Source organism: Streptococcus timonensis (genome assembly GCF_047460355.1).
Lineage (GTDB): Bacteria > Bacillota > Bacilli > Lactobacillales > Streptococcaceae > Streptococcus > Streptococcus timonensis_A.
In genome coordinates this window covers 136,481-155,688 of record NZ_JASHGL010000002.1, presented here as the reverse complement: position 1 = coordinate 155,688, position 19,208 = coordinate 136,481, and the positions used below count along the sequence as shown (strand labels likewise).

19 protein-coding genes are annotated in these 19,208 nt (G+C 37.7%); 8 read left to right on the top strand and 11 right to left on the bottom strand.

All coding sequences use genetic code 11. From position 1 onward, the window contains the following. Positions 1-11 precede the first annotated feature (11 nt). Both lacG and QM941_RS04130 read left to right on the top strand, forming a co-directional pair. On the top strand, positions 12-1,418 hold the full coding sequence (gene lacG, locus QM941_RS04135; protein ID WP_414339157.1) for a 6-phospho-beta-galactosidase: 1,407 nt from the start codon (positions 12-14) through the stop codon (positions 1,416-1,418). 42 nt (positions 1,419-1,460) lie between these two features. Then, complete coding sequence (locus QM941_RS04130; protein ID WP_414339156.1) at positions 1,461-1,715, top strand: DUF3884 family protein; 255 nt, start codon at positions 1,461-1,463, stop codon at positions 1,713-1,715. Between the two features lie 92 nt (positions 1,716-1,807). On the opposite strand, the gene QM941_RS04125 is transcribed toward QM941_RS04130, so the two are convergent. The 4 genes from QM941_RS04125 to nrdH form a co-directional block, all read right to left on the bottom strand. After that, complete coding sequence (locus tag QM941_RS04125; protein ID WP_414339155.1) at positions 1,808-2,572, bottom strand: DeoR/GlpR family DNA-binding transcription regulator; 765 nt, start codon at positions 2,570-2,572, stop codon at positions 1,808-1,810. Positions 2,573-2,700: 128 nt separating this feature from the next. After that, positions 2,701-3,663: a class 1b ribonucleoside-diphosphate reductase subunit beta gene (gene nrdF, locus QM941_RS04120; protein ID WP_414339153.1), complete on the bottom strand. Its 963-nt coding sequence runs from the start codon at positions 3,661-3,663 to the stop codon at positions 2,701-2,703. Positions 3,664-3,833: 170 nt separating this feature from the next. Next, a complete protein-coding gene (gene nrdE, locus QM941_RS04115) occupies positions 3,834-5,993 on the bottom strand; it encodes a class 1b ribonucleoside-diphosphate reductase subunit alpha (protein WP_414339152.1) in 2,160 nt (719 codons plus the stop codon). Between the two features lie 68 nt (positions 5,994-6,061). Then, positions 6,062-6,280 carry a glutaredoxin-like protein NrdH gene (gene nrdH, locus QM941_RS04110; RefSeq protein ID WP_414339150.1) on the bottom strand — a complete coding sequence of 73 codons (219 nt, stop codon included), beginning with the start codon at positions 6,278-6,280 and terminating at the stop codon, positions 6,062-6,064. Between the two features lie 362 nt (positions 6,281-6,642). On the opposite strand from nrdH, the gene QM941_RS04105 reads away from it, so the two are divergent. The 3 genes from QM941_RS04105 (at position 6,643) to udk (ending at position 9,406) form a co-directional block, all read left to right on the top strand. Beyond that, positions 6,643-6,906 carry a phosphocarrier protein HPr gene (locus tag QM941_RS04105; RefSeq protein WP_000146952.1) on the top strand — a complete coding sequence of 88 codons (264 nt, stop codon included), beginning with the start codon at positions 6,643-6,645 and terminating at the stop codon, positions 6,904-6,906. 4 nt (positions 6,907-6,910) lie between these two features. After that, positions 6,911-8,644, top strand: coding sequence for a phosphoenolpyruvate--protein phosphotransferase (gene ptsP, locus QM941_RS04100; RefSeq protein WP_414339149.1), 1,734 nt, complete (start codon positions 6,911-6,913; stop codon positions 8,642-8,644). 123 nt (positions 8,645-8,767) lie between these two features. After that, complete coding sequence (udk, locus tag QM941_RS04095; protein WP_414339148.1) at positions 8,768-9,406, top strand: uridine kinase; 639 nt, start codon at positions 8,768-8,770, stop codon at positions 9,404-9,406. A 39-nt stretch (positions 9,407-9,445) separates the two neighbouring features. On the opposite strand, the gene QM941_RS04090 is transcribed toward udk, so the two are convergent. The 3 genes from QM941_RS04090 to QM941_RS04080 are packed head-to-tail and all read right to left on the bottom strand — an operon-like array spanning position 9,446 to position 11,245. Continuing rightward, entirely contained in the window at positions 9,446-10,009 is a 564-nt protein-coding gene (locus tag QM941_RS04090) for an ECF transporter S component (RefSeq protein WP_414339146.1), read from the bottom strand. Beyond that, on the bottom strand, positions 9,993-10,544 hold the full coding sequence (gene coaC / locus QM941_RS04085) for a phosphopantothenoylcysteine decarboxylase (protein WP_414339144.1): 552 nt from the start codon (positions 10,542-10,544) through the stop codon (positions 9,993-9,995). The genes QM941_RS04090 and coaC overlap by 17 nt, the downstream gene beginning before the upstream one ends. An 11-nt stretch (positions 10,545-10,555) precedes the next feature. Beyond that, positions 10,556-11,245, bottom strand: a complete 690-nt coding sequence (locus QM941_RS04080) for a phosphopantothenate--cysteine ligase (protein WP_414339142.1) — start codon at positions 11,243-11,245, stop codon at positions 10,556-10,558. 222 nt (positions 11,246-11,467) lie between these two features. Between QM941_RS04080 and QM941_RS04075 the strand changes: the two genes are divergently transcribed. After that, entirely contained in the window at positions 11,468-13,138 is a 1,671-nt protein-coding gene (locus QM941_RS04075) for a formate--tetrahydrofolate ligase (RefSeq protein WP_414339140.1), read from the top strand. 84 nt (positions 13,139-13,222) lie between these two features. Here QM941_RS04075 and lysS read toward each other — a convergent pair whose 3' ends face one another. The 4 genes from lysS to QM941_RS04055 form a co-directional block, all read right to left on the bottom strand. Continuing rightward, positions 13,223-14,713: a lysine--tRNA ligase gene (gene lysS, locus QM941_RS04070; protein ID WP_414339139.1), complete on the bottom strand. Its 1,491-nt coding sequence runs from the start codon at positions 14,711-14,713 to the stop codon at positions 13,223-13,225. A 168-nt stretch (positions 14,714-14,881) separates the two neighbouring features. Continuing rightward, positions 14,882-15,358 (bottom strand): YbaK/EbsC family protein, encoded by a 477-nt coding sequence (locus QM941_RS04065; protein ID WP_414339138.1) that lies wholly within the window; start codon positions 15,356-15,358, stop codon positions 14,882-14,884. Next, positions 15,358-16,200, bottom strand: coding sequence for a DUF368 domain-containing protein (locus QM941_RS04060; RefSeq protein ID WP_414339136.1), 843 nt, complete (start codon positions 16,198-16,200; stop codon positions 15,358-15,360). Before QM941_RS04060 ends, QM941_RS04065 begins: the two co-directional genes overlap by 1 nt. A gap of 108 nt (positions 16,201-16,308) precedes the next feature. Continuing rightward, the gene (locus QM941_RS04055; protein ID WP_414339134.1) at positions 16,309-17,109 is read right to left on the bottom strand and encodes a glycoside hydrolase family 25 protein; all 801 of its coding nucleotides are present in this window, start codon (positions 17,107-17,109) and stop codon (positions 16,309-16,311) included. 157 nt (positions 17,110-17,266) lie between these two features. On the opposite strand from QM941_RS04055, the gene glmU reads away from it, so the two are divergent. After that, positions 17,267-18,646: a bifunctional UDP-N-acetylglucosamine diphosphorylase/glucosamine-1-phosphate N-acetyltransferase GlmU gene (glmU, locus tag QM941_RS04050; RefSeq protein ID WP_414339133.1), complete on the top strand. Its 1,380-nt coding sequence runs from the start codon at positions 17,267-17,269 to the stop codon at positions 18,644-18,646. Positions 18,647-18,655: 9 nt separating this feature from the next. Further along, entirely contained in the window at positions 18,656-19,201 is a 546-nt protein-coding gene (locus tag QM941_RS04045) for an NUDIX hydrolase (RefSeq protein WP_414339131.1), read from the top strand. The last annotated feature ends 7 nt before the right edge of the window (positions 19,202-19,208 follow it).

Sequence of the window (19,208 nt, the reverse complement as noted above, 5' to 3'; positions counted from 1 at the left end):
TAGGTGAAAAAATGACAAAAACACTTCCTAAAGATTTTATTTTCGGTGGCGCAACGGCTGCCTATCAAGCAGAAGGAGCTACCCATACAGATGGTAAAGGTCCTGTTGCCTGGGACAAATACTTAGCTGATAACTATTGGTATACAGCAGAACCAGCAAGCGATTTCTACCATAAATATCCAGTAGACTTACAGTTGGCTGAAGAATATGGCGTAAACGGAATTCGTATTTCTATTGCTTGGTCACGTATTTTCCCAACTGGCTATGGTGAAGTAAATCCAAAAGGGGTAGAATTCTATCACAATCTATTTGCGGAATGCCACAAACGCCATGTGGAGCCTTTTGTAACCCTTCACCACTTTGATACACCAGAAGCTCTTCATTCAAATGGAGACTTCTTAAATCGTGAAAATATCGAACACTTTGTGGACTATGCCGCATTCTGTTTTGAAGAGTTTCCTGAAGTGAACTACTGGACAACTTTCAATGAAATTGGACCAATTGGTGACGGTCAATACTTAGTTGGTAAATTCCCACCAGGAATTCAATACGATTTAGCAAAAGTATTCCAATCTCACCACAATATGATGGTTGCTCATGCCCGCGCTGTGAAATTATATAAAGATAAAGGATATAAAGGAGAAATTGGTGTCGTTCACGCGTTACCAACTAAATATCCGTTAGATCCTAAGAACCCTGCCGATGTTCGAGCATCTGAGTTAGAAGATATCATCCATAACAAATTTATTTTGGATGCCACTTACCTTGGACACTATTCAAAAGAAACGATGGATGGCGTTAACCACATCTTATCTGTTAACGGAGGAAGCTTAGACCTTCGTGATGAAGATTTTGCAGTACTAGAAGCAGCAAAAGACTTGAACGACTTCCTTGGAATTAACTACTACATGAGTGACTGGATGGAAGCCTTTGATGGAGAAACTGAGATTATCCATAACGGTAAAGGTGAAAAAGGAAGCTCTAAGTACCAAATTAAAGGTGTTGGTCGAAGAGTCGCTCCTGATTATGTCCCTCGTACTGACTGGGACTGGATTATCTATCCTCAAGGATTGTATGACCAAATCATGCGTGTGAAGAAAGATTATCCAAACTATAAGAAAATCTATATCACAGAAAACGGTCTTGGATATAAAGACGAGTTTGTGGATAACACTGTTTACGATGATGGTCGTATTGATTACGTGAAGCAACATTTGGAAGTTATTTCAGATGCGATTGCAGATGGTGCAGTTGTGAAAGGATACTTCATCTGGTCATTAATGGACGTTTTCTCATGGTCTAATGGTTATGAAAAACGTTACGGACTCTTCTACGTTGATTTCGATACACAAGAACGCTATCCTAAGAAATCAGCTCATTGGTACAAGAAATTAGCTGAAACTCAAGTGATTGAATAGTACTAATAGTCATTAGGTATAGAATTAAAGTGAGGAAAGTTCATGCTGAAAGATTTTATCAAATCAGTCTATGAAAAAGTTTATATTATTAACTTTGAACAGTGTTCGCATATACCATCCTTGACCAAGGACCAACTTGCAAGTCTTGGAAAATGGTATGTCTCAACAGGCAAGGAGTGGCTTTGTCATTCAGACTATGAACTTGAAGAGTTTCAAAAATTATTTTTAAGTTTTGTCAATGCTGATGATAATGATAACATTTCCTTTGATTCGGATTTTATGCCATTTCAACACTAATATAATAAGCTCATCAAGATGATGGGCTTATTTTTTTGTGAGAGTGTTAAATTATTTTGGATTAAAAATAAAGCATTCGTTAGTCGAATGCTTTATTGAGGTTTGATGATATTAGTTTGTTTTGATAAATCTTGCAGGGTTTCTTGGCTAAGTTTTGAATCTGAAATAATCGTATCAATATCAGAGATATTATAGAAAGTATAAAAATCAAACTTATTAAATTTACTGTGGTCAGCAAGAAGAATCTTTTTATTAGCATTATTTAATGCTAGCTTTTGGACCTCACCTTCATCTTCGCTAAAAGTAGCGATAGCATGATCTTTTATACCATTGCAACTAACAAAAGCTTTAGAGAATTGAAGACTTTCAATATCTTGGAGCGTTAAGGTTCCAACAAAGGCACCAGTAATTTCTCGATAATTTCCACCAATCAAAATTAAATCAGTCAGTTTTCGTTCATTCAAGATAATGAAAACAGGAAGGCTATTTGTTACCACACGAATATTATCTATCGGAAGTTCACGCGCAAAGAACTCAAGAGTAGTACCTGGACCGATAAAAATCGTTTCTCTTTCTTCAACTAAATGACCAGCAAATTTTGCAATTTCTTGTTTCTCAGCAATTTGAAGAGCTTGTTTTTCGATATTCGAGCGTTCATTTGCAAATAGAGAACCAGAACGAAGTTTTTCAGCACCTCCGTGCACTCGAACAAGTAGATCCTTGTCAGCTAACTCTTGCAGATAACGTCGAGCAGTCATATCAGAAATATCTAAACGATTCATTATTTCTTTGACTGTGATGGTTCCTCTTGTATTGATAATCTCTAAAATCACATCTAGTTTTTCTTGTTTTAGCATTGGATCACCTCCATCTCATCTACTATCATACCACAAACTATACAATCAATCAATTTAAAGAACAGAAATAAACAAAAACAAAAAACATCTGTGTTTGTTTTTAACTCAGATGTTTTTATATATTTTATTTAGTCTAAACCGTAGTTATAATCATCGTCCTGCATAGCTTCAACTTCACCAAGGAGATAACCATTACCAACTTGAGAGAAGAAGTCGTGGTTTGATGTACCAGTTGAAATTCCGTTCATAACGATTGGGTTAACATCATCTGCTGAATCTGGGAAGAGTGGATCTTGTCCCAAGTTCATGAGAGCCTTGTTAGCATTGTAACGAAGGAATGTCTTAACTTCCTCGGTCCAACCAACGCTATCGTAGAGACTTTCAGTGTAACCTTCTTCGTTTTCATAGAGGGTGTAGAGAAGGTCGTACATCCAATCTTTGAGTTTATCTTGCTCTTCTTCTGGAAGTTCATTGAAACCAAGTTGAAACTTGTATCCGATGTAGGTACCGTGAACTGACTCATCACGAATGATGAGTTTAATGATTTCTGCTACGTTAGCTAGCTTGTTATTACCAAGGTAGTAGAGAGGTGTGAAGAAACCGGAGTAGAAGAGGAAAGTTTCAAGGAACACACTGGCTACCTTCTTTTCAAGTGGCGTACCATTTAGGTAAATTTCGTTGATGATTTCTGCTTTTCTTTGAAGATAAGGATTTGTATTTGTCCATTCAAAAATATCTTCAATTTCAGACTTAGTATTCAAGGTTGAGAAGATAGAAGAGTAAGATTTGGCATGGACAGATTCCATAAATTGGATATTGTTAAAAACAGCTTCCTCATGAGGTGTACGGATATCTGCACGTAGAGCTTGAACCCCAGTTTCAGATTGCATAGTATCAAGAAGGGTTAGTCCACCAAAGACTTTACCTACCAAGTCTTTTTCCTTGTTTGATAATTTTCTCCAGTCATCAAGGTCATTTGACAAGGGAATACGTGTATCGAGCCAGAACTGCTCAGTCAGCTTTTCCCAGGTTGATTTATCAATGACATCCTCGATGGCATTCCAGTTAATGGCTTTGTAGTAAGTTTCCATTACATTTCTCTTTCTGTTGGTATTAGTTAAATTAAATAATGCTTGTCTATCACAATACTATAGAAATACTGCACAAAAAGTCGGGAAACCGTCTTTTTAGTTGCAAAATCATTGTATAAACAAATCTAAAAGTCTTGAAAGATTGATTAGATTGTTATTTCAAATAAGAGTTAAATTACACAGCTTTCACATTGGTTAGCGCCGACTTCTCCACCATCATCTGTAAAGGTACGGACGTAGTAGATAGACTTGATGCCCTTGTTGAAGGCATAGTTACGTAGGATAGATAGGTCACGTGTCGTTTGCTTGTTTTCTTTCTTCCATTCGTAAAGACCTTTTGGAATGTCACTACGCATGAAGAGAGTGAGTGAAAGCCCTTGATCTACGTGCTCAGTAGCCGCAGCGTATACATCGATAACCTTACGCATATCCATATCGTAGGCAGAAGTGTAGTAAGGAATAGTATCTGTTGACAATCCTGCAGCAGGATAGTAAATCTTACCAATTTTTTTCTCTTGACGTTCTTCGATACGTTGTGTGATTGGGTGGATAGAAGCAGAAACATCATTAATGTAACTGATTGACCCATTTGGTGCTACAGCTAAACGGTTTTGGTGATAAAGACCATCTGCCTGAACCTTTTCACGAAGCTCAGCCCAGTCTGCACCAGTTGGGATAAAGACATCTTTAAAGAGTTCTTTTACGCGTTCTGATTTTGGAACAAATTGACCAGATGTATACTTATCGAAATAAGTTCCGTTTGCGTAGTCTGATTTCTCAAAGTTGTGGAAGGTAATGCCACGTTCACGCGCGATGTTATTTGATTCAACCAGAGTCCAATAGTTCATGAGCATGAAATAAATACTTGTAAATTCGATAGACTCTTCTGATCCATATTCAATCAATTGTTGAGCAAGGTAACTATGTAGTCCCATTGCACCAAGACCGAATGTATGGGCCAAGCTATTTCCATGGTCAATTGTTGGGACAGCTTTAATATGAGAATTATCAGTAACAAAGGTAAGAGCACGAACCATGGCACGAATAGAGCGTCCAAAGTCTGGCGATGTCATCATGTTGACAACGTTGGTTGAACCAAGGTTACATGAAATGTCGGTTCCCATCTCAAGAAATTCTTGTGCATCATTAATCAAGCTTGGTTCTTGGACTTGAAGAATCTCAGAACACAAGTTACTCATGATAATCTTGCCATCGATTGGGTTGGCACGGTTTGCTGTATCGATATTAACGACATAAGGATAGCCAGACTCTTGTTGCAATTTAGAGATTTCAGTTTCTAAATCACGAGCCTTGATTTTTGTCTTGCGAATGTTAGGATTTGCTACTAGTTCCTCATACTTCTCAGTAATGTCGATATAGTTAAATGCTACACCGTACTCTTTCTCAACAGAGTATGGGCTAAAGAGGTACATATCCTCATTTTTGCGAGCCAGTTCGTAGAATTTATCTGGTACTACAACACCAAGTGACAAAGTCTTTACACGAACTTTTTCATCGGCATTTTCTTTTTTAGTCGAAAGAAATGCGATGATATCAGGGTGAAAGACGTTGAGGTAAACAACTCCAGCCCCCTGACGTTGTCCCAATTGGTTTGAGTAAGAGAAGCTATCTTCAAAGAGCTTCATAACTGGAACGACACCAGACGCAGCTCCTTCGTAACCCTTGATAGGCGCGCCAGCTTCACGAAGGTTGCTAAGAGTAATCCCGACTCCACCACCAATACGTGAAAGTTGAAGAGCAGAGTTGATAGAACGGCCAATAGAGTTCATATCATCTGTAACCTGAATCAAGAAACATGATACTAACTCACCACGACGTGCACGACCAGCATTCAAGAAAGATGGAGTTGCTGGTTGATAGCGTTGATGGATGATCTCGTTAGCAATATCAGTTGCGATCGCTTCATCACCATCCGCAAAGTAGACAGCATTAAAGAATACGCGATCCTCCATGTTTTCAAGGTAGTAGTCACCATCATTTGTCTTAAGTGCATACTGATTATAGAACTTGTAGGCAGCCATAAACGATTTAAACTGGAAGTTTTGATCTTTTATAAACTGATAAAGCTCTTCAAAAAATTCTGGACGATATTTCTCAATAAAAGCTGTTTCAATGTAGTCATGCTTAATAAGGTAGTTAATCTTATCTAAGACTGAATTAAAGACCATAGAGTTTGGAAAAACATTTTCTTTAAAAAATGCATCCAAGGCTTCTTTATCTTTATGAAGCATAATTTGACCATTAACTGGACGGTTGATTTCATTATTAAGACGGAAGTAGGTAACGTCTTCGAGTTTTTTTAATCCCATAAATTTCCCTTATCTAATTACAAAATAAAGGCTTCTAAAAGTAAATAGAAGCTTTTTAATCCTGACTTTTAAGCAAGTTGTTTGAGTTTTGCTGGTTGGAAACCAGAGAAAACCTCAGTCGGTGTTTGAATGATAGGAGCAGCACTAAAGCCAAGCTCTTTAACTTGATCAATGTATTCAGGTTGTTCATCGAGATTAATCTCTTGATAGGCAATATTATTGCTATCCAAGAAGCGTTTTGTCATCTTACATTGAACACAATTATTTTTTGAATATACTGTTACCATTTATGGTACTCCTCTTTGAATTAATAATACCTTTCCTAGTATATCAGAAAAAAAAACTTTGTCAACGAATAGAAACTAAATATTGTATAATTTTTTCTAATTATATTTCAAAAAACACAATATATAGGGGTTTCAGAAAACGGAATCGCTTTAAATATAGGATTTCTGATAATAAAAAAAATTTCAAAACTATATAAGGTATAACTATTTAATGAGTGAAATCTTTTCTGGAAGTTATCTGAAAGTAAATAGGATTAAGTCCATTAAACACTTGAAAAAGGAATGTGAAAGTGATATAATACTAAACTGTAAGGGTTATCAGACATAACCCAACAAGAAAACATTTAAAGGAGAGTCAAACTATGGCTTCTAAAGATTTCCACGTAGTGGCAGAAACAGGTATTCACGCACGTCCAGCTACTTTGTTAGTACAAACTGCTAGCAAATTTGCTTCAGATATCACTCTTGAGTACAAAGGTAAATCAGTTAACCTTAAATCTATCATGGGTGTTATGAGCCTTGGTGTTGGTCAAGGTGCTGACGTTACAATCACTGCTGAAGGTGCAGACGCTGATGACGCTATCGCTGCTATCTCAGAAACAATGGAAAAAGAAGGATTGGCATAAGAATATGACAGAAATGCTTAAAGGAATTGCAGCATCTGATGGTGTTGCCGTTGCAAAAGCATATCTACTTGTTCAACCGGATTTATCATTCGAGACTGTTTCAGTCGAAGATACAAATGCTGAAGAAGCTCGTTTAGATGTTGCTCTTGAAGCTTCTCAAAACGAGCTTTCTCTTATCCGTGAAAAAGCAGTAGGTACGCTTGGTGAAGAAGCAGCGCAAGTTTTTGACGCTCATTTAATGGTTCTTTCTGACCCTGAATTAATCGGTCAAATTAAAGAAACTATCCGTGCTAAAAAAGTGAATGCTGAAGCAGGTCTTAAAGAGGTTACAGACATGTTCATCACAATCTTTGAAGGCATGGAAGATAATCCATACATGCAAGAACGTGCAGCTGATATTCGAGACGTTACTAAACGTGTTCTGGCAAATCTTCTTGGTAAGAAATTGCCAAACCCAGCTTCTATTAATGAAGAAGTAATCGTCATTGCACACGACTTGACTCCATCTGATACTGCCCAATTGGACAAAAACTTTGTAAAAGCTTTTGTAACTAATATTGGTGGACGTACAAGCCACTCAGCTATTATGGCTCGTACACTTGAGATCGCAGCTGTTTTGGGTACAAACAACATTACTGAACTTGTAAAAGATGGTGATATTTTGGCTGTTTCTGGTATTTCAGGTGAAGTGGTTATTAACCCAAGCGAAGAACAAATCGCAGAATTCAAAGCAGCTGGTGAAGCTTATGCTCAACAAAAAGCTGAATGGGCTCTTTTAAAAGATGCTAAAACAGTTACCGCTGATGGTAAACACTTTGAGTTGGCTGCTAACATCGGTACACCTAAAGACGTTGAAGGTGTGAACGAAAACGGTGCAGAAGCAGTTGGTCTCTACCGAACTGAATTCTTGTACATGGATTCTCAAGACTTCCCAACTGAAGACGACCAATACGAAGCATACAAAGCAGTTCTTGAAGGAATGAACGGTAAACCTGTTGTTGTTCGTACAATGGATATCGGTGGGGATAAAGAGCTTCCTTACTTCGATCTTCCTAAAGAAATGAACCCATTCTTGGGCTACCGTGCTTTACGTATCTCTATCTCTGAAACTGGTAACCAAATGTTCCGTACACAATTGCGTGCATTGCTTCGTGCATCTGTTCATGGTAAATTGCGTATCATGTTCCCAATGGTTGCTTTGTTGAAAGAGTTCCGTACTGCTAAAGCTATTCTTGAAGAAGAAAAAGCAAAATTGGTTACTGAAGGTGTTGCAGTTGCGGATGACATCCAAGTTGGTATCATGATTGAAATTCCTGCAGCAGCAATGCTTGCAGACCAATTTGCAAAAGAAGTTGACTTCTTCTCAATCGGTACTAACGACTTGATCCAATACACAATGGCAGCAGACCGTATGAACGAGCAAGTTTCATACCTTTACCAACCGTATAACCCATCAATCCTTCGCTTGATCAACAATGTTATCAAAGCAGCTCACGCTGAAGGTAAATGGGCTGGTATGTGTGGTGAAATGGCCGGTGACCAAACAGCTGTTCCACTTCTTGTTGGTATGGGCTTGGATGAGTTCTCAATGTCAGCGACATCTGTACTTCGTACACGTAGCTTGATGAAGAAACTTGACACTGCTAAAATGCAAGAATACGCTAACCGTGCTCTTACTGAATGTTCAACAATGGAAGAAGTTCTTGAACTTTCTAAAGAATACGTTAACTTTGATTAAGAAATTATTTATCCTCGTAGCTATTTAGTTACGGGGATTTTTAGTTTGCTTTATAAAGAATTACTGCTGTAAAATTTCCTAAAAATATGGTAGAATAGACCCAGGAAAAAAACGGAGGCAACTATGCAAAATAGACCAATTATTATAGGTGTTACAGGCGGATCTGGTGGAGGAAAAACTAGTGTTTCCAAAGCTATCTTATCCCATTTTCCCAATGAAAAGATTTCCATGATTGAGCACGACTCTTATTACAAGGATCAATCCCATTTGACCTTCGAAGAGCGGATTAAGACTAACTATGACCATCCTTTTGCCTTTGATACTGACTTAATGATTGAGCAGATTAAGGAGTTATTGGCTGGTCGTCCAGTGGATATTCCTACCTATGACTATACAAAACATACACGTAGCTCCAAAACTTACCGTCAGGAGCCTCAGGATGTCTTTATAGTTGAAGGAATCTTAGTTTTAGAGGATCAGCGCCTTCGTGATTTGATGGATATCAAGATTTTCGTGGATACCGATGATGATGTTCGTATCATCCGTCGTATTAAGCGTGATATGGAAGAGCGTGGACGTAGCCTTGATAGTGTTATTGAGCAATACCTTGGTGTGGTTAAACCCATGTACCACCAGTTTATCGAGCCGACCAAGCGTTATGCTGATATTATTATCCCTGAAGGTGTTACCAATACTGTAGCTATTGATTTACTTACAACAAAGATTGAAAAAATCTTAGAAGAAGCACGATTAACACATTGACAATAAAAAAACCTGTATCAATAGGATACAGGTTTTCTTTTATTGTTTAATTTTTTCTAATCTTGGAACAATGAGAGCAGTTAAAACAGCCGAGATAACTAATTCTGCAATTGAGTTTGTTGAGATAACAGTAGCCAATAGTTTTTGAATATTTCCATCGAAAACACTTCCGAAAAGGAAGAAGATTCCACCTAAGACAAATACAGTATTTGTTAGAGAACCAAGAGCACCAGCAAAGATAAGACCAGCTTTGTTTTTAAAAAGTTTATAAACAAAGTAAGGAGTCAAACCGATGAGGATACGAGGAACAATGGCGATGATTAATGAATAGATATTGCCATTAGGTACAAATGGAGAGAAGAGATAGCTAGTTGGTAAGATAGTAATTGTATTAACAGTTAAACTAATCATACCCATTAAAAATCCAAGGATAGCACCGATTCTTGGACCGTAAATGATACTAGCAATAATAACTGGGATATGAACGATTGTTGGTTTGATTGGGAATGGTAATACATTAAATAAGATTGAGGTCAGCAGATGGATGACAATCATACTAGCAAAAAATATAGCAACAGGTGCGATGTTAGAGCGTTTGTTCATTGAGAGTTTCCTTTATTCTTTCTATAATAATTTCCAAATCGGCTAAAGCGCCGCTTCCGAAGTCGCCACAAGCTAAGAGGGATTCTTTAGGAGAGATAATCTCGTATCCATAGCTTTCTAGAGTTTTAAGATTTGTCTGTGTGGCAGGGTGGGTAAACATTTTTGTATTCATGGCAGGTGCTAATAATTTAGGGATATTATCTGGTAATGCCAGAGCAGTACTAGTCACCATATTATCCGCAAAGCCATGTGCAAGCTTGGCAATAGTGTTAGCAGTTGCAGGAGAAACGATAAATAAGTCAGTTTCTTTTCCTCTTTCGATGTGATTGACTTGGTCTGGATAAGGTTCTTGCATGACATCGAGATGAACCAGATTTTGGGACAAAACTTGCAGTGTTAATGGTTGTATAAAATCAGTAGCTGCTTTTGTCATCAAGACCGATACACTATGTCCTTGCTTTTTTAAAGAACTGACTAAATCGGCAGCCTTGTAGGAAGCAATTGAACCAGTAATTGCAAGAGTAATGTGAGCCATAACTTTCCTTTCTAAAAAGTAAATCCTTGAATTTTTTTAATTATTAGCTCAGCGATTTCTTGTTTGCTGTATGCTGTTTGATAATCATTTTTTTCAACTAAGTAAGCCAGGTGTTGTTCAGAGTTTATTTGAGTCAAATCGTTAGCAACAATAATGTCTGCTTGATTCTTTTTAAGACTTTCTCTAGCAACATCTATCAAATGATCCTTTGTAACATCAACCAGGAGTTTAAAACCTATTAGATGAATTTTAGGATTCCATTCTTTGACCAGAGAAATAATCTTAGGATTTTTCTTAAGAAAAAGAATCTGAGCATCTTCCTTTGAAGAAATTTTGGTCTCAGTATTATGCTTAGTTAGAAATTCCGATAAATCTTGACTAGCTTGAACCTCATCTATATTTGTCATGTAGACCGGGGTATAGTCAGATACAGCCATAGAATGAATTAAAACTTGGTAATCTTTAACAAGATTTCGCATCTCCTCAAGTAAATCCAAAGTATTCTTAATTTCTATAATTTTAAGATTTGGATGACTAGCTGGTTTAATTGCATGAGAAGTTGTAATCAAGCAAACTTCATGACCTGCTTTTATTAAAGCTTCTGTTATAACCAAGCCAAGACGACCTGTAGAGTGATTAGTGATAGAGCGAACACGGTCTATAGCCTCACTAGTACCACCAGAAGTTACTAAAATTTTCATAGCATCATTTTACACAAAAAATATTTGCATGTCAAAAAAAGCGGTTCAGTATTTGATTCAATTCCTATAGTTTATCGTTATAAACACATATAAAAAATAAATAAGAATGAATTTAAACTAGAAAACTAAAGAAAAATACGAACATTAAAAAACTACTTGGATGAAATAAATCTTGTTTTGTGTTATAATGATTTCAAACATTAAAGGGCAGAGGAGCTTCCTATGAAAACAGATATTGAAATTGCACAGAGTATTGAATTGAAACCGATTGTTGATGTTGTCGAGAAACTTGGTATTTCTTATGATGATTTGGAGTTGTATGGAAAATACAAGGCTAAACTTAGCTTTGATAAGATTCGTGAGGTTGAGGCAAATCCAATTGGCAAGTTGATTTTGGTGACAGCCATCAACCCAACGCCAGCAGGTGAAGGGAAGTCAACTATTACAATCGGTCTTGCTGATGCTTTGAATAAGATTGGTAAGAAAACCATGATTGCTATCCGAGAACCATCTCTTGGTCCTGTGATGGGAATCAAAGGTGGTGCAGCTGGTGGTGGTTATGCTCAAGTGTTACCAATGGAAGATATCAACCTTCATTTTACTGGTGATATGCATGCTATCACAACTGCCAACAATGCTCTTTCTGCCTTGATCGACAATCACTTGCACCAAGGAAATGAGCTAGGAATTGACCAACGTCGTATTCTTTGGAAACGTGTTGTTGACTTAAACGACCGTGCTCTTCGTCATGTAACTGTTGGACTCGGTGGTCCTCTTAATGGTATTCCTCGCGAAGATGGATTTGATATCACTGTTGCTTCAGAAATCATGGCTATCCTTTGCTTGGCAACTGACATTGAAGATTTGAAACGTCGTTTGGCAAATATCGTTATTGGTTACCGTTATGACCGTACACCTGTTTCAGTGGGTGATCTACAGGTTGAAGGTGCCTTGGCATTGATTTTGAAAGATGCTATCAAACCAAACTTAGTTCAAACAATCTATGGTACACCAGCATTCGTACACGGTGGTCCTTTTGCCAACATCGCCCATGGCTGTAACTCAGTTTTGGCAACGAAAACGGCTCTACGTTTAGCAGATTACACAGTGACAGAAGCTGGTTTTGGTGCAGACCTTGGTGCTGAGAAATTCCTGGATATCAAGACTCCAAACTTGCCAACAGCTCCAAGTGCAGTAGTCATTGTAGCGACTCTTCGTGCTCTTAAGATGAATGGTGGAGTTGCTAAGGATGCTCTGACAGAGGAAAATGTGGAAGCAGTACGTGCTGGATTTGCAAACTTGAAACGCCACGTTGAGAATATCCGTAAGTTTGGTATTCCAGCAGTTGTTGCTATCAATGAATTTGTATCTGATACAGAAGCTGAAATTGCTGCCTTGAAAGAACTCTGTGCTTCAATTGACGTTCCAGTCGAGTTAGCAAGTGTTTGGGCTAATGGTGCAGAAGGTGGAGTAGCGCTTGCTGAAACTGTGGTCAAAACGATTGCTGAAACTCCTGCAAACTATACTCGTTTATATGACAATGAACTCTCTGTTCAAGAAAAAATTGAAAAGATTGTTACTGAAATCTACCGTGGTAGCAAAGTAAACTTCGAGAAGAAAGCTCAAACCCAAATTGCTCAAATCGTACAAAATGGTTGGGATAAACTGCCAATCTGTATGGCTAAAACTCAATACAGTTTCTCAGATAACCCTAACGCTCTTGGAGCACCTGAAAACTTTGAAATTACTATTCGTGAATTGGTACCAAAACTTGGTGCAGGCTTTATCGTCGCTCTTACTGGTGATGTCATGACCATGCCTGGACTTCCAAAACGACCTGCCGCTCTCAACATGGATGTTGAAAGTGATGGAACTGTTCTTGGATTATTCTAGTTCAATAATAAAAAGACAACCTCTTTGATAAGGTTGTCTTTTTAACTACAAAAAACTCCTAGAAAAATTCTAGGAGTTTAATGTTTATTTCATAGTTGGGAAAAGAAGTACGTCACGGATAGTTGTTGTATCAGTGAGGAGCATGCAGAGACGGTCGATACCGATTCCCAAACCACCTGTTGGCGGCATACCATATTCAAGTGCTTCAATGTAGTCATAGTCGATACCAGTCGCTTCATCGTCACCAAGCTCTTTTGCTTTAGCTTGGGCTTCAAAACGGCTAAGCTGATCGATTGGATCGTTGAGCTCAGTGAAGGCATTTCCGTATTCTTTAGTCATAATGAAGAGCTCGAAACGGTCAGTAAAGCGTTCGTCTTCAGGGTTCTTCTTAGCAAGTGGAGATACAGCTACTGGATGTCCATAGACAAAGGTAGGTTGAATCAACGTTTCTTCAACAAATTCTTCAAAGAAGGCATTGATGATGTGGCCAACCTCAGTGTAGTGTTTCTCAACTGGAACTTTCTTCTCAGCAGCTATAGCTTTAGCTTCTTCGAAGGTCATGTTTTGCCAGAAATCTACACCTGTAATTTCTTTAATAGCATCAACCATGTGAACACGTTTGAATGGTTCGTTAATTTTGATTTCAGTACCTTGGTAGTTAACTGGGCCATCGCCTTTAACAGCTTTTGCAGTGTGTTGGATAATACCTTCAGTCAAGTCCATGATATCTTGGAAGTCTGCATAAGCTTGGTAAACTTCGATAGAAGTGAACTCAGGGTTGTGTGTAGCGTCCATACCTTCGTTACGGAAGATACGACCAATCTCATAGACACGTTCCATACCACCAACGATGAGACGTTTCAAGTGGAGTTCAGTCGCGATACGAAGTACCATATCAATGTTTTGAGCATTGTGGTGAGTGATAAATGGACGAGCAGCAGCACCTCCAGCTTCGTTGTGAAGAACAGGAGTTTCAACTTCAAGGAAGCCTTTTTGGTCAAGGTAACGACGGATTTCAGAGATGATTTTTGAACGAGTGACAAAACGTTCAAAGCTCTCGCGGTTAGAAATTAAATCTAAGTAACGTTTACGGTAAATGGTTTCAACGTCAGTCAAACCGTGGAACTTTTCTGGAAGCGGACGAAGAGCCTTAGACAAGTGAGTAATATGAGTGGCTTTGATAGAGAGTTCTCCCATATCGGTACGCATGACTTCACCTTCGACACCAAGGAAGTCACCGAGGTCAGCTTTTTTAAAGATTTCGTAGTTTTCTTCACCAACCTCGTCTTTACGCACGTAGATTTGGATTTGACCTTCACGGTCTTGAAGATGGGCAAAGCCGACTTTACCTTTACCACGTTTGGTTACCAAACGCCCTGCAATCGTAGCAGTTTCATTTAATTCATGTAGTTGTTCTTTATCGAGGTCAGCAAATTTATCTTTTAATTCTTGAGAGTTAGCAGTACGGTCAAATCGTTTCCCGAATGGGTCTATTCCTTGTTCACGGAGCGCAGCCATTTTTTCACGGCGAACGATCTGTTGGTCATTTAGTTCTTCCATATGTTCAGTTGACATGGGTTCCTCCTAGGTTTACTCAATACTTGTTACAATGAGTCTATTTTGCGATACTCCCATTTTATCATAAATATCAAATAAATTCACGGATATTCTATGAAAACTAAAAAGAACTTAACACTAAGGTGTAAGTTCTGAATAGTGGCTGTTTTTGTTTTTGTGACTAGGCTAAACTTCGAGGATATCTGCGAATTCTGCTTTGACAAAGCTAGCTAGATCTTTAGGTTCGATGATAATACTGTGACCAACTTCACCAGCAGAAACAATCAGTTCATTAAGCGAAAGGGCAGTGTTATCAATGAAAATGGGATAGTTATGTTTTTGACGAATACCGACAGGATTGTTGGCTCCGTGGATATAGCCCGTTGTTTTTTCCAAATCTTTTTGAGGTATCATGTTTACTTTTTTATTGCCTGAAATTTTAGCTAGTTTCTTTTCAGAGAGGTGTTCAGTAATGGGAATAATACCGATAATTGGACCTGTCTTATCTCCAAGAAGAGCTAGGGTTTTAAAGATTTGATGTTTCTCATAACCTGAAGGTATTTGACCTTCGAGAGCATTTACCTGAATCCCCTTATGTTTAATACCAGCCTTTGTTAAGATTTGTTCAACTAAGGTTTTCTTAATTCTAACTTTTTTAGTCATTATTTGTATTTATCCTCTAATTGACTCATCCAAATTCCCAACCAGATACCAAGAGCAAAGAAGAAGGCGATAATCACATAAGATACAATGGATAAACCTGCATAACTAATGCTTTCAGAACTACCTGCGTTTGGGATAAGAATCAAGAGCGTACTTGAAAGTACAATCCCGATGATAAAGTGATAGACACGGGAGTGATAGACACGGAGTGCATAGTCCATAAATTTTGAAAATGCAACAAAAGTGAGGACAGCTCCGATGCCGATTGGTAGGAAAGTACCAAAGAGATCAAAAGTTTTGAATCCTGTTAGCATTGGACTATAGAGGCCAAGAATCAATAGAAGATTTGATGGGCTGAGTCCAGGAACTAAGATTCCAAGTGCCAAAAGTGCACCTGCCAGAATAAAGTTCAAGAAAGTTGCAGATAGGGAACCAACAACAAAATTGAGGCTATAAAGAGAAATCCCAGAAATAATAAAGGTTGCCCAAAACCAAATCAAATCAACCTTATCTCTTTCTGATTCGCGATTAGCTTCTTTAACTAAACTCGGGACTGTACCGATAATGGCACCGGCAAAACTCCACAAAACATATACTTGATAATGTTCTAATAGATATTCAATGGGATAAGAAAAAAGTCCAATTCCAAGTAGCATACCAATGGCAACAGGTAAGAAATACAGGATATCTTCTTTTAACTGTTTAAAAGGATGTGCTAAAAAACGAATCATTCGTTCGTAAATTCCCAAGATAGCAGCTAGAACACCGCCAGAGATACCGGGTAAGATGAATCCTAGTGCAATAATGATACCTTTAATAATTTTTGAAATCCAAGATAACATAAAGGTCCTCCGTTTACTTCTAAATCACATATTATATTATAACACAAAGTGTTAAAATAAAGAAAAGCAAGTTGAATAAATCAATCAACTTGCTTATTAAAATCTAGTTTAGGGTTTTAAAAATAGTTTTCTAAATGTTTCTTCCTTATCCTTTTTCAATGAAATGAGATTTAAATCTAGATGATGCTCAAATCCTACAAGTTTTCCTTTGGAAGTATATTGATGAAGGTCGTAATCGATATCAGTTACAGGTGCACTATCAAAATATCCAGTATCAGAACCATAAGAAGGAATCCAAATAGCTGTATAGTTATCGGTGCTGATACTGTGTTCTTTCATGAAGTAAACACCGATGTAAATGCCGATATTCTTAGCTCCTAGCGAAGCTAGTTTGGCTCTAAAGGCTTCTACACCTTTATTCATATCTGACATCGTTTTTTCTTCGACATCAAGCCAGTAATAACTAGGATTGTATGGAGAAGCAGCGTTATAAAAAGCTTCAGCAGCCTTCTCCATATCTTCAACACTCTTAGCAGAAACATATGCATAGACAGCTACAGGAATGTTACGTTTTTGTAATTCTATAATATGACTTTTATAGGCTTTATCGGTTCCGTTGGTAAAAGAAGCATCATTCTCCTTTGTAATTTGGTTTCCTCCATGAACTCGAACGATAGCACCAGAAATATTTTTTGATAAAATATCGTAATTTATTTCTGATGGTCTTTGCCAACCGGATAAATCAATTATAGGTTTATCTAAATTATGTAAAGCTTGATTTTCTACCTGAACTGGATTTGGTTTGGTTTTAACGGGGTGGTCTTCAAAGCGAGGCCGATTCATAATTAAAATCCCAATAAAAACAGCTATAATAGTAAAAACAAAAGCTGGGCGAATTCTTTTTCTCATACCATATTAGTTTATCGTAAAAAATTAAAAAAATCAAAGGAAACATATTAAATTGGCTCTAGAAAGCAAGAAGAATCAAGTGATTTTTACCTCATTTGTGTCTCCATGCCTAAAATATGATATAATGTAGAAGAAATTCTATAGAAAAGAGAAAAATATGGCAAATTATGCAATTATTTTAGCAGCGGGTAAAGGGACCCGGATGAAATCAGATCTCCCAAAAGTCATGCACAAGGTTGCTGGGATTTCTATGCTTGAGCATGTTTTCCGTAGCGTGGGAGCAATTAATCCTGAAAAAACAGTTACAGTAGTTGGACATAAGGCAGAGTTAGTAGAACAGGTATTGGCTGGTCAAACTGATTTTGTAAGACAATCTGAGCAATTGGGAACTGGACACGCAGTTATGATGGCTGAGCCAATCCTTGAAAACTTATCTGGACAAACATTAGTTATTGCAGGTGATACTCCTTTGATTACTGGGGATAGTCTTAAAAATTTGATTGATTTTCATGTGAACCATAAGAATGTTGCAACTATCCTAACAGCTGAAGCATCTAATCCTTTTGGATATGGACGTATTGTGCGTAATGAAAATGCAGAAGTTCTTAGAATTGTTGAGCAAAAAGATGCTACGGATTTTGAAAAACAAATCAAGGAAATCAATACAGGAACATACGTTTTTGATAATGCTCGTCTCTTTGAAGCTCTAAAAAATATCAATACGAATAATGCACAGGGAGAGTATTATATTACGGACGTAATTGGTATTTTCCGTGAAGCTGGAGAAAAAGTCGGCGCTTATACATTAAAAGACTTTGATGAAAGTCTCGGCGTCAATGATCGTGTAGCTCTTGCAATTGCTGAAGCTGTAATGCGTCGTCGTATTAACCAAGCCCATATGGTCAATGGTGTTAGTTTTGTAAATCCTGAAGCTACTTATATTGATATTGATGTCGAGATTGCCCCAGAAGTTCATATTGATGCAAATGTAACCCTTAAGGGTAATAGCAAGATAGGTGCAGAGACTGTCTTGACCAATGGGACTTATATAGTAGATAGTACTATTGGTTCTGGAGCAGTGATTACGAACTCTATGATTGAGGAAAGTGATGTTGCTGATGGTGTTACCGTAGGACCTTATGCTCATATTCGCCCAGGTTCAAGTCTTGCTAAGAATGTTCACATCGGAAACTTTGTTGAAGTCAAAGGTTCAAGCATCGGTGAAAACACTAAATCAGGTCATCTAACTTACATTGGAAACAGTGAAATTGGTAAAGATGTAAACATTGGTGCTGGTACCATCACTGTCAATTATGATGGTCAAAAGAAATATAAGACTATCATTGGAGACAATGTATTTGTAGGTTCTAATTCAACTATCATTGCACCTGTAGAACTTGGAGACAATTCACTTGTGGGTGCTGGTTCAACTATTACCAAGGATGTGCCAATAGATGCGGTAGCTATTGGACGTGGACGTCAAGCCAATAAAGAAAACCTTGCTACTCGCTTGCCACACCATCCTAAGAATAAATAGGAGTTTCTAATGGAATTCGAAGAAAAAACACTTAGTCGAAAAGAGATTTACAAAGGACCGATTTTTCAGTTAGTTCAGGATCAAGTAGAATTACCTGCCGGTAAAGGAAATGCCCAACGAGACTTGATTTTTCATAATGGAGCAGTCTGTGTTTTAGCAGTTACGCCAGAAAATAAAATTGTTCTTGTTAAGCAATACCGTAAGGCTATCGAAAGGATTTCTTATGAGATTCCTGCTGGTAAACTTGAAGTTGGTGAAAGTTCAGATCCTGAAGCAGCAGCTCTTCGAGAGTTAGAAGAAGAAGCAGCTTATACTGGAACTTTAAGTCTTTTGTATGATTTTTATTCTGCAATTGGCTTTTGTAACGAAAGATTGAAATTATACTTGGCAAGTAACTTGAAAAAGGTAGAGAATCCTCGTCCCCAAGATGAAGATGAGACCTTGGAACTACTAGAAGTCAGTCTTGAACAAGCAAAATCACTTATCCAGTCAGGGGACATTTGTGATGCGAAAACCATCATGGCTATCCAGTACTGGGAATTACAAGAAAAATAGAGGAGCA

Coding starts and splice junctions, on each gene's coding strand:
- udk (WP_414339148.1), top strand. CDS start 8,768: ATGCAAAATAGACCAATTATTATAGGTGTTACAGGCGGATCTGGTGGA.
- lysS (WP_414339139.1), bottom strand. CDS start 14,713: ATGTCAACTGAACATATGGAAGAACTAAATGACCAACAGATCGTTCGC.
- QM941_RS04045 (WP_414339131.1), top strand. CDS start 18,656: ATGGAATTCGAAGAAAAAACACTTAGTCGAAAAGAGATTTACAAAGGA.
- QM941_RS04065 (WP_414339138.1), bottom strand. CDS start 15,358: ATGACTAAAAAAGTTAGAATTAAGAAAACCTTAGTTGAACAAATCTTA.
- QM941_RS04130 (WP_414339156.1), top strand. CDS start 1,461: ATGCTGAAAGATTTTATCAAATCAGTCTATGAAAAAGTTTATATTATT.
- ptsP (WP_414339149.1), top strand. CDS start 6,911: ATGACAGAAATGCTTAAAGGAATTGCAGCATCTGATGGTGTTGCCGTT.
- QM941_RS04090 (WP_414339146.1), bottom strand. CDS start 10,009: ATGAACAAACGCTCTAACATCGCACCTGTTGCTATATTTTTTGCTAGT.
- lacG (WP_414339157.1), top strand. CDS start 12: ATGACAAAAACACTTCCTAAAGATTTTATTTTCGGTGGCGCAACGGCT.
- QM941_RS04125 (WP_414339155.1), bottom strand. CDS start 2,572: ATGCTAAAACAAGAAAAACTAGATGTGATTTTAGAGATTATCAATACA.
- nrdE (WP_414339152.1), bottom strand. CDS start 5,993: ATGGGATTAAAAAAACTCGAAGACGTTACCTACTTCCGTCTTAATAAT.
- QM941_RS04075 (WP_414339140.1), top strand. CDS start 11,468: ATGAAAACAGATATTGAAATTGCACAGAGTATTGAATTGAAACCGATT.
- nrdH (WP_414339150.1), bottom strand. CDS start 6,280: ATGGTAACAGTATATTCAAAAAATAATTGTGTTCAATGTAAGATGACA.
- QM941_RS04055 (WP_414339134.1), bottom strand. CDS start 17,109: ATGAGAAAAAGAATTCGCCCAGCTTTTGTTTTTACTATTATAGCTGTT.
- QM941_RS04060 (WP_414339136.1), bottom strand. CDS start 16,200: ATGTTATCTTGGATTTCAAAAATTATTAAAGGTATCATTATTGCACTA.
- glmU (WP_414339133.1), top strand. CDS start 17,267: ATGGCAAATTATGCAATTATTTTAGCAGCGGGTAAAGGGACCCGGATG.
- QM941_RS04105 (WP_000146952.1), top strand. CDS start 6,643: ATGGCTTCTAAAGATTTCCACGTAGTGGCAGAAACAGGTATTCACGCA.
- coaC (WP_414339144.1), bottom strand. CDS start 10,544: ATGGCTCACATTACTCTTGCAATTACTGGTTCAATTGCTTCCTACAAG.
- nrdF (WP_414339153.1), bottom strand. CDS start 3,663: ATGGAAACTTACTACAAAGCCATTAACTGGAATGCCATCGAGGATGTC.
- QM941_RS04080 (WP_414339142.1), bottom strand. CDS start 11,245: ATGAAAATTTTAGTAACTTCTGGTGGTACTAGTGAGGCTATAGACCGT.